This window comes from Barrientosiimonas humi, assembly GCF_006716095.1.
GTDB classification, from domain to species: Bacteria; Actinomycetota; Actinomycetes; order Actinomycetales; family Dermatophilaceae; genus Barrientosiimonas; species Barrientosiimonas humi.
Map to the genome: position 1 here is coordinate 2,873,904 of NZ_VFOK01000001.1, position 14,231 is coordinate 2,888,134.

The window sequence follows — 14,231 nt, forward strand, 5'->3', positions numbered from 1 at the left end:
TCGGACTCCGCAAAGTTGCGTTCACTAGGCTCAACCTTGGGACGGGGGGTTCTGTTCCGGGTCACCCGGGTTGCGCGACGTGATCTGCGTCACACGCTACGCGCGGGACAGCGGGCGCGGTCGGTTGCCGCCGCGATCGCTGCGCGAGCACGTCGAGTGGTCACTCGTTGTCGGTACGCACGCGCCGGCACCCGCAACGAGTGACCACTCGGCGGGTGCCGGTCGGCGGGCGGTCGGGCGTCAGCCCGTGAGGTCGCGCGGGCGCAGGTCGAGGCGGCGCAGCAGCTGGGCGTTCAGCGCGACGACGACGGTGGAGGCCGACATCAGGATCGCGCCGACCGACATCGGCATCGTGATGCCCACGGGCGCCAGCACCCCGGCGGCCAGCGGCACCGCGACGAGGTTGTAGCCGGCGCCCCACACGAGGTTCTGCACGCTCTTGGCGTACGTCGCCTGGGACAGCTCCATCACCGACACCACCGAGCACGGGTCGTCGGAGGCCAGGATGATCCCGGCCGAGCCGATCGCCACGTCGGTGCCGGCGCCGATCGCGATGCCGACGTCGGCGGTGGCCAGGGCGGGGGCGTCGTTGACGCCGTCGCCGACCATCGCGACCTTGCGCCCCTCGCCCTGCAGCTCGGCGACGGACGAGGCCTTGTCCTCCGGGCGTACACCGGCGTAGAAGCGGTCGATGCCCAGCTCCTCGGCGACGGCCGCGGCCACCGGCTCGGCGTCGCCGGTGATCATCACGACCTGCACGTCGCGGTCGTGCAGCTGCTCCACCGCGGCGCGCGACTCGGCGCGGATCTCGTCGGCGAGCCGCAGCGCGCCGGCGATGCGCCCGTCGACCGCGACGTGCAGCACGATCGCGCCCTCGGACTTCCACGGGTCGGTGGCAGCCAGCTCCTCGCCGCCGACCTCGCGCACCATCGCCGGGCCGCCGACGCGCACCTCGCGCCCGTCGACCGTCGCGGTGACACCCACCGCCGGCGCCGAGGTGAAGTCGGTCGCGCGAGGCACCTGCAGGTCACGCTCCTGCGCGGCGCGGACGATCGCCCGGGCCAGCGGGTGCTCCGAATCTGCTTCTGCCGCAGCGGAGTACGCCAGCAGCTGCTCCTCGTCGAGCCCGGACTCCGCGGCCGGCGACGCGGCGGTGACGGCCGGGCGGCCCTTGGTGAGCGTGCCGGTCTTGTCGAAGATCACGGTGTCGACCGTGCGCATCGACTCCATCTCGAGGCGGCTCTTCACGAGGATGCCGGCGCTCGCGGCGCGCTCGGTGGCGATCGAGACCACGAGCGGGATGGCGAGACCCAGGGCGTGGGGGCAGGCGATGACCAGCACGGTGATCGCGCGGGTCACCGCGTCCTCCGGGGTGCCGACGACCGTCCACACCGTCGCGGTGATCAGGGCGGCGCCGAGCGCGAACCAGAAGAGCCAGCCCGCGGCCCGGTCGGCGAGGCGCTGGGCGCGGCTGGCCGACCCCTGCGCCTCGGCCACGAGGCGCTGGATGCCGGCGAGCGCGGTCTCGTCGCCGGTCGCGGCGACCTCGACGCGCAGACCCGAGTCGGTCGCGACGGTGCCGGCGACGACCTGGTCACCCGGCCCACGGCGTACGGGCTTGGACTCGCCCGTGATCATCGACTCGTCGAGCGAGGCGCTGCCGTCGATCACCTTGCCGTCAGCGGGAACTCGGCCGCCGGGGCGCACGAGCACGACGTCGCCGACGCGCAGGTCGGCGGGCGCGACGCTGACCACCTGGTCGCCCTCGACGCGCTCGGCCTCGTCGGGCAGCAGGGCCGCGAGCGAGTCGAGCGCCGAGGTGGTCTGGGCCAGCGAGCGCATCTCGATCCAGTGGCCGAGCAGCATGATCACGACCAGCAGCGCCAGCTCCCACCAGAAGTCGAGGTCGTGCGGCAGCAGGCCGAGCGTCGCGCCCCACGAGGCGACGAACGCGACGGTGAGCGCGAGCGCGACGAGGAGCATCATCCCGGGCCGGCGGGCTCGGATCTCGTCGACGGCGCCGGTGAGGAACGGGCGGCCGAACCAGACGTACAGGATCGTGCCGAGCACCGGCGACACCCACGACAGGCCGGGCACGTCGGGCAGCGAGTAGCCGAGCAGGTCGGCGAACATCCCCGACAGCAGCACGGTCGGCACCGCGAGGATCAGCGACCCCCAGAAGAGCCGGCGGAACATCGCGACGTGGTCGCCGTGCCCGCCGTGGCCTCCCCCGTGGCCCTGGTGGTCACTCTGCTGACTCTCGCCCCCGCCGCCGTGGTCCTCGTGCTGGGCGTGGTCGTGCTCCTGGTGCTCGACGTGCTCCCCGGTGTGCTCTCGCATAGCCCATGTATACCCCCTAGGGGTATTGCTGGCAAGCGGGGCTCAGCGGTCTCGCCCTGTCCGCTTGTGCTCCTACGGTCCGGCCATGGAGCAGCGCTCGATCCGCATCCGCGGAGCCCGCACGAACAATCTCGACGGCCTCGACCTCGACCTGCCGCGCAGCACCCTGGTCACCGTGGTCGGCGTCTCCGGCTCGGGGAAGTCCTCGCTGGTCTTCGACACGATCGCCGCCGAGGCGGGGCACCAGGTCAACGAGACCTATCCGCCGTTCACCCGCAACCGCCTACCCCGCTGGACCCGCCCGGACGTCGAGCGGCTCGACGGCCTGTCCCCCGTGGTCGTGATCGACCAGCGGCGACTCGGCGGCAACGCCCGATCCACGGTCGGCACCATCACCGACGCGTGGACCTATCTGCGGCTGCTGTTCTCGCGGGTGGCACAGCCGTACGTCGGGGAGTCGAACCACTTCTCCTTCAACGACCCGCTGGGCATGTGCCCGACGTGCTCGGGCCTCGGCGAGGTGGTGGTCCCGGCGGTCGAGGAGTTCCTCGACCTCGACCGCAGCCTGGCGGGTGGTGCGATCCGGCTGCCGGGGTTCGGGAACGGCGGTTACTGGTTCCGGCAGTACGCCGACATCGGCTCGTTCGACGCCAGCACCCCGCTGCGGGAATGGACTCCGCACGAGCGCGAGGCGCTGCTGCACGGCGGGCCGGCCGCAGCCCGGCTGGGCACCCGACCACCCGCCGACTACGAGGGCGTCGTCGAGCGGTTCGAGCGGATCTACCTGCACACCTCCGACACGGTCTCGGACCGCAAGCGCGAGACGATCGAGCGCTTCACCCGCTCGCAGACCTGCCCCGACTGCGGTGGTGAGCGGCTCAACCCCGACAGCCGTGCGGCGAGGTTGCTCGACCGGACCATCGGCGAGATGTCGCGCCTGGAGGTCACCGAGCTGCTGGACGTCGTTCGTGCCGTTGACGATCCGACCGTCGCGCCGGTCGTCGCCGAGCTCGCCGAGCGGCTCGGGGCAATGGTCACGATCGGCCTCGGCTACCTGCACCTGGGACGGGCGACGAGCACTCTCTCCGGCGGCGAGGCGCAGCGGATCAAGACCGTGAAGCACCTCGGGTCGAGCCTGATCGAGATGCTGTACGTCTTCGACGAGCCCACCGTCGGGCTGCACCCGCACGACGTCGGATCGATGGTGGAGCTGCTGACCCGGCTGCGCGACAAGGGCAACAGCGTGCTCGTGGTCGAGCACGACCCCGCCGTCATGGCCGCCTCCGACCAGGTGGTCGAGATCGGACCGGGCGCCGGCGGCGAGGGAGGTCGGCTCGTCTTCCAGGGCACGTACGCCGAGCTCACCACCGCGGACACCCCCACCGGCGACGCGCTGTCGACCCAGCAGCCGCTCACCACCGACCCGCGCGAACCCACCGGCTGGCTGCGGGTCGACGACGCCACCCGCAACAACCTCGACCACGTCACGGTCGACGTGCCCTGCGGGGTGCTGACCGCGCTCACGGGCGTGGCCGGTTCCGGAAAGTCAAGCCTCGCAATGGAACTCGTCGGGCAGCATGGCGCGATCGTCGTCGACCAGAAGGCCGTGGCGACGAGCCGGCGTTCGACGCCGACGACGTACACCGGGATCGCGGCGCCGATCCGTCGACTGTTCGCGAAGACCAACGGGGTGCCAGCCTCGCTGTTCAGCGCCAACTCCGACGGTGCCTGCCCGGACTGTCGCGGCCTGGGCGTGCGATACACCGACCTGGCGTTCATGGACGGGCAGGAGACGGTGTGCGAAACCTGCCACGGGCGACGCTTCAAGAACGAGGTGCTGCAGCACACGGTCGACGGCCTGAGCATCGCCGACCTCGACGACCTGCCGATCACCGAGGCGCTGAAACGCTTGGACGACAAGGCGGTTCGGCGTGGGTTGGAGCACCTCGACGCGGTGGGCCTGGGATACCTACGGCTCGGGCAGTCGCTCAGCACCTTGTCGGGCGGCGAGGCGCAGCGGGTCAAGATCGCCAAGGAGCTGCGCGAGACCGCCGTGCCGACGACGTACGTCCTCGACGAGCCGACCACCGGCCTGCACCTGCGCGACATCGGCACGCTGCTCGGCGTGCTCGACGCGCTGCTGGACCAGGGGCACACGGTCGTGGTCATCGAGCACAACCTCGACGTGATCCGCCGAGCCGACTGGGTGATCGACCTCGGACCGGGTCCGGGGCGGCACGGCGGCCGGGTGCTGTTCAAGGGGCCCGTCGCGCAGCTGCGCGGGACCGTCACGGCCGAGGCGCTCGGGCTGGGCAGCTGAGGCTGGACCGAGCCCACAGGCCCCCATGAAGCCGGGTTAGGTGCGTTTGACCCTGATGCATTGAGGTCAAACGCACGTAACCCGGTTTCATGCTCGGGAGATGGCCTTGGCCCGGTTGCGCGGTGGGGTCGATCGGGGCTCGTGCGGGGCGATCCGGTCGCGGGTGCGGTATTGGTTGAGCATGGCCCCGGCCGCGACCACGCCACCCACCCCAGCCCCCGCCCCGTGGGTGCTCCACGTGGACATGGACCAGTTCCTCGCCGCCGTCGAGCTGCTGCGGCGGCCCGAGCTCGTCGGGCTCCCGGTCGTGGTGGGCGGGCGGGGCGACCCCACCGAGCGGGCCGTGGTGTCGACGGCGTCGTACGAGGCGCGCGCGTTCGGCATCCGCTCCGGGATGCCGCTGAAGCTGGCGGTGCGCAAGTGCCCCGACGCGGTCTTCCTACCGGTCGACTTCCCGGTCTACGAGGCGGCGTCGCAGCAGGTCATGGCCACCCTGCGGGCCTTCCCCGGCGCGGTCGTCGAGCTGCTCGGCTGGGACGAGGCGTTCGTCGGCGTGACCACCGCCGACCCGGTCGCGACCGCGCGCGAGATCCAGGCGGCCGTGCTCGCCGCGACCGACCTGCACTGCTCCGTCGGCATCGGCGACACCACGGTGCGCGCGAAGAACGCGACCGACTTCGGGAAGCCGCGAGGGACGTACCTGCTCACCCGGGACAACTGGCTCGAGGTGATGGGCGAGAAGCCGACCAAGGCGCTGTGGGGCATCGGCAACCGCATCGCGGAACGCCTGGCGACGCTCGGGATCCGCACGGTCGCCGAGCTCGCCGCCGCCCCCGACGAACCGCTCGTCGCGGAATTCGGCCCGTCGACCGGACCGCACATCGGCCGCCTCGGACGGGGCGAGGGCAGGGCCACCGTGGACGACACCCCGTGGGTTCCGCGGGCGCACGGCCACGAGACGACCTATCAGCACAACCTCACCGACCCGGCCGAGATCGCTTCTGCCATAAGGGAGCTCGCCGACCAGTGCGTCGCCGACATCCGCCGCGAGGGCCGTCCGTGCCAGCGCGTGCACCTCAAGGTGCGGTTCGCGCCGTTCTTCACCGTGACCCGCGTGCGCAAGCTGCCCGACCCGACGTACGACGTCGCCACCATCACCGACACCGCCCTGGCACTCCTGGGCGGGCTCGGCGACGAGCGACCGATCCGGCTGCTCGGCGTGCGCGCCGAGATGGTGCCGCCGGAGGGTGGGTACGACGTGCGCGGGCACGGCCGCCCGGCCGCGCCCTGAGGAGGGCGCGACGCACGACGCCGGCCCTCAGAGCACCAGCGCCAGCAGCAGCACGAACGGCAGCGACACCAGCGACCCCAGGCTGGTCGCGACGGTGAGCGTCTTGAGCGCTCCCTGCGTCGAGAGGCCCAGCAGCGACTTGAACATCCAGAAGAAGTTGCTGTTGACGTGCAGCGCGAACATCGCACCCGAGGCGATCGCCAGGCAGATGACCACCGGAGCCACGCCGGTCGAGGCGACGACGGGCGCGATGATGCCGCCGGCCGTGATGGCCCCGACCGACACCGACCCGATCGCGAAGTGCAGCACCGCCGCGATGAGCCACGCCAGCACCACGCTCACCAGCACGGGCGCGCCCGCGTCGGCGGAGAACAGCCCGGCCAGCGTCTTGTCCAGGCCGGTCGCCTTGATGACCGCGCCGAGCGAGCCGCCGATGCCGGTGATCAGCAGGATCTCGCCGGTGGTGCGGAAACCGCGCGCGAGCGCGTCCTCGGTGCGGTTGGTGCCGAGCACGCGCCGCCCGGTGACGAACGCGATCAGCAGCCCGACGAACAGCGCGAGGTTCGCGTCCCCGACGAACGCGATGAACGGGTTGGAGAAGCCGAGCAGGTCGGCGAACGCTCCGAACGCGATGAGCACCAGCGGCACCAGGATCGGCAGCAGCCGCACGAGCAGCGGCAGCCGCAGCGCCTTATCGGGCACGTTGTCGAGGTCGTCCTCGTCCGGTACGTCCGTCGCGCCTGCCGCAGCGCCGGCACCGGCGGCACCCGCCGCACCCGCCGCGGTGGCACCGCCCGCACCGGCCGTACCCGCCGCGGTGGCACCGCCCGCGCCGCCCGCACCCGACCCCGTCGCCGAGCCCGCGGCCATGGCCTCGTGCTGGGCGACGTACGCCGCGTGCTCGGGGTGGTCGGGGTGCTCGACCTCGTTCACGTCGATGTCGGTCGCCGGGTTCCACAGGCCCATGCGCAGCAGCTGGCGGAACAGGAACGTCACGATCAGCGCGGTCGCGAGCCCGAGCGGAGCGCCGTAGAGCAGGTAGGTGCCGAGCGGCACCTTGATCAGCCCGGCGACCGCGACCGCGGCGAGGCCGGGCACGACGAAGACGTAGCCGGCGAAGATGCCGACGCCGAGCGCCCCGGCGAGCCAGGGCAGACCGTTCTTGCGGTCGACGACCTGCGCGGACTGCCGGGCCATCGGGGCGGAGAGCACGACCTGCACGTCGACGTAGATCGAGGGGAAGATCGTCGCGAGCGCCGCGCTGATGGCGTAGGGCAGTCGGCCGCCGACGCGCCGCGCGATGACCTCGACCAGCGCCGCGAAGGTGCCGGTCGCCTGCAGCAGCGACCCGATGAGCACGCCGAACCCGATGAGCAGACCGACCTCGGCCATGATCTCGCCGAACCCGCCGGTGATCTCCTCGAGCGTCTTGGCGAAGCCGACGCCCGCCGCGAGCCCCAGGTAGAGCGCCGAGATGATCAGCGAGATCACCGGGTCGACCTTGAAGCGGATGATCAGCAGGATCGCCACCAGGATCGCGATCGCGGTGTGCAGCATCTCCACGGTGGGCTCCATCGACGCCGTGATTTCAGAAACCACTGAGCGTACTGGCGCGCCCGGGCCCCGGACGCAGGATGACCGCGGCTCGACACGGCATCGGCCCCCCTCGCTATTATCGCCGCATGACGATGATTCAGCCGAGCGCGACCGAGCGGGCCACCGAGCCGCTCGAGACCGTCGCGCCGCTCGACGAGCGCGCCGCTGCCGTCTCCGCAGCCGCGATGTTCCGCAGCATGGGAGACCCGGCACGCCTCGCGATCCTGCGCCACCTGCTGATCCGCGAGCACCGGGTCGTCGAGCTGATCGAGCACCTCGGGTTGGCTCAGTCGACCGTCTCGCAGCACCTGGCCTGCCTGCGCGAGTGCGGCCTGGTGACCTATCGGCCGGTCGGGCGCGCGTCGGCGTACTCCGTGACGCAGCCCGAGCTGGTGACCGCGTTCTTCGCCGCGGCCGAGCAGCTGCTGGAGTCGACCTCCGACGCGGCGCAGGCCTGCTCCACGGCGGGGGTGCGCTGATGGGCGCCGGACACTCCCACGGCGGCGGCGCCGCCGGTCACGCGGGCGGCCGGCACCGCTGGCGGCTCGCGGTCGCGTTCGGCCTGGTCGCCTCGTTCTTCCTCGTCGAGCTGATCGCCGGTCTGATCTCCGGGTCGCTGGCGCTGCTGTCCGACGCCGGTCACATGGCCGCCGACGTGGTCGCCCTCGGCGCCGCGCTCACCGCCACCCGCATCGCGACCCGCAAGGACACCACCGGCCGGCGCACCTACGGCTCCTACCGCGCCGAGGTCTTCGCCTCGGGCCTGACCGTGCTGATCATGCTGGCGGTCGCGACCTACGTGACGGTCTCGGCGATCAGCCGCATCGGCGGCTCGCCCGAGGTCGCCACCGGCCCGATGTTCATCGTCGGCGGCATCGGCCTCATCATCAACATCGTCGCGCTCCTGCTGCTGCGCAGCGGCGCCTCGGAGAGCATCAACGTCAAGGGCGCCTACCTCGAGGTCATGGCCGACACCCTCGGCTCGGTCGGCGTCATGGTCGCCGGCGTGCTCATCATGATCACCGGCGACGCCATCTGGGACACCGTGATCGCCCTCGCCATCGCGATCTTCGTCGCGGTCCGCGCGATCATGCTGGCCCGCGAGGTGCTCACCGTGCTCGGCCAGCACGCCCCGGCCGGCATCGACCCGGTCGAGGTCGAGACCAAGCTCGCGGCGATCCCCGGCGTGCGCGAGGTGCACGACCTGCACCTGTGGACCCTGACCTCGGGCATGAACGTCGCCACCGCGCACCTGGTCTCCGACGACCCCAGCCAGACCACCGCGCTGCTGGAGCAGGCGCAGAACCTGCTGCGCACCGACTTCAAGGTCGAGCACGCGACGCTGCAGGTCGAGCAGGACCCGACCCGCTGCGCTGAGGTGAGTTGGTAGTCCGAACCGGCCGATCCCGTACGCCTTCGCCGACTCTTCCGGTAGTCTCATTTTCGGGGAGAGTCGCCACGTAGCGCCGCACCTGTTGCATAGAGTTCTCATTCGTGACGCAAGTGAGGATCAAGCAGGCTGCGGCTCTGCTGGGGGTCAGCGACGACACCGTGCGCCGGTGGTGCGACGCCGGCCGACTGGAGTCGACCACCGACTCCGCCGGTCGGCGGGTGATCGACGGGACTGCGCTGGCGGCGTTCGCCCAAGGGCTCGCCGCCGGCGCCGACTCCCCCGCGCGGCCCACGCCGTCATCGGCCCGCAACCGGATGCCGGGTCTGGTCACGCGCGTCGTGCGCGACACGGTGATGGCGCAGGTGGAGCTGCAGTGCGGCCCGTTCCGCGTCGTGTCGCTGATGAGCCGTGAGGCGGCCGACGAGCTGGGGCTGGAGCCCGGCGCGCTCGCGATCGCGACGGTGAAGTCGACCAACGTCGTCGTCGAGACCGAGGAGGCCGGGGCATGAGCAGCACGTCGAGGATCGCGTCGAGGAGAGCGGCCCCGGCCGCGGTTGCCGCCCTGATCACCGTGGCCGGCTGCGGCAACGGCACCGGGGAGGGCGCCGGCGAGAACGCCGGCTCCGCCGCGCCGGGTGCCGGGTCGGGGGCCGCGTCGAGCGGGCGGGTGACCGGCACGATCACGGTGATGGCGGCGGCGTCGCTCAAGGAGTCATTCACCTCGCTGGCCCGCACCTTCGAGCAGCAGCACCCGGGCACCAAGGTGGTGCTGAGCTTCGGTCCGAGCAGCGGTCTGGCGGGGCAGATCACCCAGGGCGCGCCGGCCGACGTGTTCGCCTCGGCGAGCCGCAAGAACATGGACCAGGTGACGCAGGCGGGCGACGCCGCCTCGCCCACGACCTTCGCCCGCAACCAGCTCACGATCGTCACCCCGGCGAGCAACCCCGCGAAGGTGCGCGGGCTGAGCGACCTGACGAAGCCGTCGGTCAAGACCGCGGTCTGCCAGGCTCAGGTGCCGTGCGGGGTGGTGGCCGCGACGGTGTTCCGCAAGGCCGGGGTCACGGTCAAGCCGGTCACCCAGGAGGTCGACGTCAAGGCCGTGCTGTCGAAGGTCACGCTCGGCGAGGTCGACGCGGGCCTGGTCTACGTCACCGACGCCAAGGCCGCGGGCACCAAGGTCGCCCAGGTCGCGATCCCCGCCGACGACAACGCCTCGACCGACTACCCCATCGCGCCGCTCACCGGCAGCAAGAACCCCGCCACCGCCAAGGCGTTCGTCGATCTGGTCCTGTCCCAGACCGGGCGCCAGGTGCTCACCGGCGCGGGATTCGCTGCGCCATCCTGATGCCGTGAGCCTCCCCGACGTACGCCCTCGCCGGGCGCGGTCGAGAGCGCCCTGGCCCCTGGGGGTGCCGGCGCTGCTGGCCACCCTGCTGCTCCTGCTCCCGCTGCTCGCGATGCTGCTGCGGGCGCCGTGGACCGACCTGCCGCGGCTGCTGGCCCAGCCCGAGGTGCGCACGGCGCTGCGTCTGTCGCTGCTGTGCGCGACCGCGGCGACCGCCATCTCGCTGGTGCTGGGGGTGCCGCTGGCGTGGGTGCTGGCGCGTTCGCAGGCCCGGGGCATCCCGCTGCTGCGCGCGCTGGTGACGGTGCCGCTGGTGCTGCCGCCGGTCGTGGGCGGCATCGCGCTGCTGCTGGCGTTCGGGCGCGAGGGCGTGGTCGGGCGGTGGCTGGACCAGTGGTTCGGGGTGAGCCTGCCGTTCACGACGACCGGGGTGATCGTGGCCGAGACGTTCGTGGCGATGCCGTTCCTCGTGGTGAGCGTCGAGGGGGCGCTGCGGGCGGCTGGTGAGGACCTGGAGGAGGCCGCCGCGACGCTGGGCGCCTCGCGTGCGCGAGCGTTCCGGCTGGTCACGCTGCCGCACGTGCTGCCCGCGCTGGTCGCCGGGGCGGTGCTGTGCTGGGCGCGGGCGCTGGGCGAGTTCGGCGCGACGATCACCTTCGCCGGCAGCTTCCCGGGGACGACGCAGACCATGCCACTCGCGGCCTACCTCGCGCTGCAGACCGACCCCGACGCGGCGGTGGCGCTGTCGCTGGTGCTGCTGACGGTCTGCCTGCTGGTGCTCGTCGGGCTGCGCGAGCGCTGGTGGCCGCACGGGAGCGACGCGTGAGCGAGGTCGGCAGCCTGCGCGGGGTGGCCGGTGCCGGGAGCTTCCGGCTCGAGATCGATCTGACGCTGCGGGCCGGCGAGGTGGTCGCGGTGCTCGGCCCCAACGGCGCCGGCAAGTCGACCCTGCTGCGCACGCTCGCGGGGCTGAACCCGTTGCGCTCCGGGCAGGTCCGGCTCGGCGGCACGCTGCTCGACGACGCCGAGGCCGACGTGCTCGTGCCGCCCGAGCGCCGCGAGGTGGGCCTGGTCTTCCAGAGCTATCGCCTGTTCCCCCACCTCAGCGTGACCGACAACGTCGGGTTCTCCTGGCGGGCGCGCGGCGCGAGCAAGGCGCAGGCGCGCGAGCGGGCCGCCCCGTGGGTGCGGCGGCTGGCGCTGGAGGAGCTCGCCGACCGCAAGCCGCGGCAGCTGTCCGGTGGGCAGTCGCAACGGGTCGCGATCGCGCGGGCGCTCGCGTCGGAGCCACAGCTGCTGCTGCTCGACGAGCCGCTGGCCGCGCTCGACCCGCGGTCGCGCACCGAGATCCGCTCGTCGCTGCGCCAGCACCTCGCGGAGTTCCCCGGCGCAGTGCTCATGGTGACCCACGACCCGGTCGACGCCATGGTGATGGCCGATCGGTTGCTGGTCATCGAGCAGGGCCGCGTGGTCCAGGACGGCTCCCCGGTGGAGGTCGCGCGGCGGCCGCGGACGGCGTACGTCGCTCGGCTGGTCGGCCTGAATCTCTATGCGGGCCAGCACGACTCGCACACCGGTTCGGTCGCGCTGGAGGGCGGCGGCCGCCTGGTCGCGACCACCGAGGACGAGCCGCTGCACGGGGAGCACGTGCTCGTCACGCTGCGACCCGCGGCCATCGGCGTGCACCGCGAGCGCCCCTCGGGCAGCCCGCGCAACTCCTGGCCGGCGCGGGTCGAGGGACTGGAGCAGCTGGGCGACCGCGTACGGCTGGCGACCAGCGGCGAGCCACCCGCCGTCGTCGACCTCACGCCGGACGCGGTGGCCGAGCTGGGCCTGCAGGTCGGCGACTCGGTGTGGCTCGCCGCGAAGGCCACCGAGGTGCTGGCCTACCCCGATACCGCCCAGGCAGATCAGCCCCCGCCGCCGGCGGTCTCGGAGTGGCCGGCGGCACTGAGCCGGGCCGCCGGCCACGCCCGGGCCGCCGGCGACGCCCGGGGGGACCTCGGAGCCGGCCTTACTCTGGGGCACGTGGTGCGCCACCCCCGGCCTGGCCCACGGGACGCCCCACCCGCGACTGGCGCACGAGGCGCCCCAGAGTAAAGCCGTCCCGATGCGTCCTCCCGGGCCAACCGATCAGATACCGACCGTTCGCGGCCGGGGAGCCGGTCTCGGCGCCGGTCCGCGGCCCGGCGCGCGGCGGCCCGGCCCGAGCGGGCACGCTGGCCTCATGCGCCTGCCGATCCCTGACGACGTCCTCGCCGCTGCCGAGCGCCTCGACGGCGTCGCGCACCGCACGCCCGTGCTCACCTCGACCCGGCTCGACGAGGCGCTCGGCCTGCAGGTCTTCCTCAAGTGCGAGAGCTTCCAGCGGATGGGGGCGTTCAAGTTCCGCGGCGCCTACAACACGCTGGTGCAGCTGACGTCGGAGCAGCGCAGGGCCGGGGTCGTCGCCTACTCCTCCGGCAACCACGCCCAGGCCGTCGCCCTCGCCGCGCGGCTGCTCGACATGCCGGCCACCATCGTCATGCCCACCGACGCGCCACGGATCAAGCACGAGGCGACGCTGGGCTACGGCGCCGAGGTGGTGCAGTACGACCGGCACACCGAGTCGCGCGAGGAGATCGGCCGGGCGATCGCCGCGGAGCGTGGCGCGGTCGTCGTGCCGCCGTTCGACCACCCCGACATCGTCGCCGGCCAGGGCACCGCCGCGCTCGAGCTGCTGCAGGACGTCGGACCGCTCGACGCGCTCGTCGCGCCGATGGGTGGCGGCGGGTTGGTGACCGGATCTGCGCTGGCCGCAAGGCTTCTGGCGCCCGACGCGCAGATCTTCGGCGTCGAGCCCGCCGCCGGCGACGACGCCCGGCGCTCCCTCGAGTCCGGCGAGATCGTGCGCATCGACACCCCGCGCACCATCGCCGACGGGGCACAGACGCAGGCGCTCGGCGAGGTGACGTTCGCCCTCGCGCGCCAGCTGCTGACCGCGGTCTGGACGGCGACCGACGACCAGCTCGTGGCCTCGATGCGCACCCTCGCGAGCACGCTGAAGATCGTCGCCGAGCCGACCGCGGCCCTCGGGCTCGCCGGGCTCACCGAGCACCGCGACGAGCTTGCCGGCCGACGCGTCGGCGTCATCGTCTCCGGCGGGAACGTCGACCTTGGCCGCTTCGCCGAGCTGGTCGGGGGTGCGGCATGAGCGGGTCGGAGGGCCGTCCGCCGCAGGCCCAGCACCCGCACGAGCCGCACGACGCGGCGTTCGCGACCCGGCTCAACTGGCTGCGCGCGGGCGTGCTCGGCGCCAACGACGGCATCGTGTCGATCGCCGGCATCGTGGTCGGGGTCGCGGGTGCCACCACCGACCGCTCGGCCATCCTGATCGCCGGGGTCGCGGGCGTCGTGGCGGGCGCGATGAGCATGGCGGTCGGCGAGTACGTCTCGGTCAGCACCCAGCGCGACAGCGAGAAGGCGATGCTCGCCCTGGAGCGCCGCGAGCTGCGCGAGATGCCCGCTGAGGAGCTCGACGAGCTCACCGCGCTCTACGTCGACAAGGGCATCGAGCCCGCGCTCGCCCGCGAGGTGGCCGAGCAGCTGACCGCCAAGGACGCCCTGCGCGCGCACGCCGACATCGAGCTCGGCATCGACCCCGACGAGCTGGCCAACCCGTGGCACGCCGCGGGCGCGTCGTTCGTGTCGTTTCTCGTCGGTGCGCTGCTGCCGATGATCGCGATCCTGCTGCCGGGGCCGACCTGGCGGGTGCCGGTGACGTTCGTCGCGGTCCTCGTCGCGCTGGCCCTCACCGGCCGGATCAGCGCCCGCCTCGGCCAGGCCCCCAGCCTCCCCGCGGTGCGACGCAACATGGTGGGCGGCGCGCTCGCCATGGCACTGACGTACGCCATCGGCACCGCGGTCGGCGTCGGCGTCTGACGGGCGGCCGACGGCGGGCGTACGT

At 72.9% G+C, this 14,231-nt stretch carries 13 protein-coding genes; 10 read left to right on the forward strand and 3 right to left on the reverse strand.

Annotated features, from left to right (window positions below; all coding sequences use genetic code 11):
* Positions 1 to 240: 240 nt before the first annotated feature.
* Positions 241 to 2,340 carry a heavy metal translocating P-type ATPase gene (locus FB554_RS13445; RefSeq protein ID WP_142006862.1) on the reverse strand — a complete coding sequence of 700 codons (2,100 nt, stop codon included), beginning with the start codon at positions 2,338 to 2,340 and terminating at the stop codon, positions 241 to 243.
* 85 nt (positions 2,341 to 2,425) lie between these two features.
* Here FB554_RS13445 and FB554_RS13450 point away from each other — a divergent pair, with 85 nt between their 5' ends.
* On the forward strand, positions 2,426 to 4,660 hold the full coding sequence (locus FB554_RS13450) for an ATP-binding cassette domain-containing protein (protein ID WP_142006864.1): 2,235 nt from the start codon (positions 2,426 to 2,428) through the stop codon (positions 4,658 to 4,660).
* 87 nt (positions 4,661 to 4,747) lie between these two features.
* Here FB554_RS13450 and FB554_RS17215 read toward each other — a convergent pair whose 3' ends face one another.
* Positions 4,748 to 4,906 carry a hypothetical protein gene (locus FB554_RS17215; protein WP_170206725.1) on the reverse strand — a complete coding sequence of 53 codons (159 nt, stop codon included), beginning with the start codon at positions 4,904 to 4,906 and terminating at the stop codon, positions 4,748 to 4,750.
* On the opposite strand from FB554_RS17215, the gene FB554_RS13455 reads away from it, so the two are divergent.
* The gene (locus tag FB554_RS13455) at positions 4,905 to 5,951 is read left to right on the forward strand and encodes a DNA polymerase IV (protein WP_236022468.1); all 1,047 of its coding nucleotides are present in this window, start codon (positions 4,905 to 4,907) and stop codon (positions 5,949 to 5,951) included. The genes FB554_RS17215 and FB554_RS13455 overlap by 2 nt on opposite strands.
* 27 nt (positions 5,952 to 5,978) lie before the next feature.
* Here the strand turns inward: FB554_RS13455 and FB554_RS13460 are convergent, their stop codons facing one another.
* Positions 5,979 to 7,526: a GntP family permease gene (locus tag FB554_RS13460; RefSeq protein ID WP_170206885.1), complete on the reverse strand. Its 1,548-nt coding sequence runs from the start codon at positions 7,524 to 7,526 to the stop codon at positions 5,979 to 5,981.
* A gap of 107 nt (positions 7,527 to 7,633) precedes the next feature.
* Between FB554_RS13460 and FB554_RS13465 the strand changes: the two genes are divergently transcribed.
* From FB554_RS13465 to FB554_RS13500, 8 genes are all read left to right on the forward strand, one after another.
* Positions 7,634 to 8,026, forward strand: a complete 393-nt coding sequence (locus FB554_RS13465) for an ArsR/SmtB family transcription factor (RefSeq protein WP_142006870.1) — start codon at positions 7,634 to 7,636, stop codon at positions 8,024 to 8,026.
* Positions 8,026 to 8,937 (forward strand): cation diffusion facilitator family transporter, encoded by a 912-nt coding sequence (locus tag FB554_RS13470; RefSeq protein ID WP_142006872.1) that lies wholly within the window; start codon positions 8,026 to 8,028, stop codon positions 8,935 to 8,937. Before FB554_RS13465 ends, FB554_RS13470 begins: the two co-directional genes overlap by 1 nt.
* 104 nt (positions 8,938 to 9,041) lie before the next feature.
* A complete protein-coding gene (locus FB554_RS13475; RefSeq protein ID WP_142006874.1) occupies positions 9,042 to 9,449 on the forward strand; it encodes a TOBE domain-containing protein in 408 nt (135 codons plus the stop codon).
* Positions 9,446 to 10,285: a molybdate ABC transporter substrate-binding protein gene (gene modA, locus FB554_RS13480; RefSeq protein ID WP_142006877.1), complete on the forward strand. Its 840-nt coding sequence runs from the start codon at positions 9,446 to 9,448 to the stop codon at positions 10,283 to 10,285. The genes FB554_RS13475 and modA overlap by 4 nt, the downstream gene beginning before the upstream one ends.
* Before the next feature lie 4 nt (positions 10,286 to 10,289).
* A complete protein-coding gene (locus FB554_RS13485; RefSeq protein WP_236022403.1) occupies positions 10,290 to 11,111 on the forward strand; it encodes an ABC transporter permease in 822 nt (273 codons plus the stop codon).
* Positions 11,108 to 12,385: an ABC transporter ATP-binding protein gene (locus FB554_RS13490; protein ID WP_211344608.1), complete on the forward strand. Its 1,278-nt coding sequence runs from the start codon at positions 11,108 to 11,110 to the stop codon at positions 12,383 to 12,385. The genes FB554_RS13485 and FB554_RS13490 overlap by 4 nt, the downstream gene beginning before the upstream one ends.
* Before the next feature lie 127 nt (positions 12,386 to 12,512).
* Complete coding sequence (locus FB554_RS13495; protein WP_142006879.1) at positions 12,513 to 13,478, forward strand: threo-3-hydroxy-L-aspartate ammonia-lyase; 966 nt, start codon at positions 12,513 to 12,515, stop codon at positions 13,476 to 13,478.
* The gene (locus tag FB554_RS13500; RefSeq protein WP_142006881.1) at positions 13,475 to 14,206 is read left to right on the forward strand and encodes a VIT1/CCC1 transporter family protein; all 732 of its coding nucleotides are present in this window, start codon (positions 13,475 to 13,477) and stop codon (positions 14,204 to 14,206) included. Before FB554_RS13495 ends, FB554_RS13500 begins: the two co-directional genes overlap by 4 nt.
* The last annotated feature ends 25 nt before the right edge of the window (positions 14,207 to 14,231 follow it).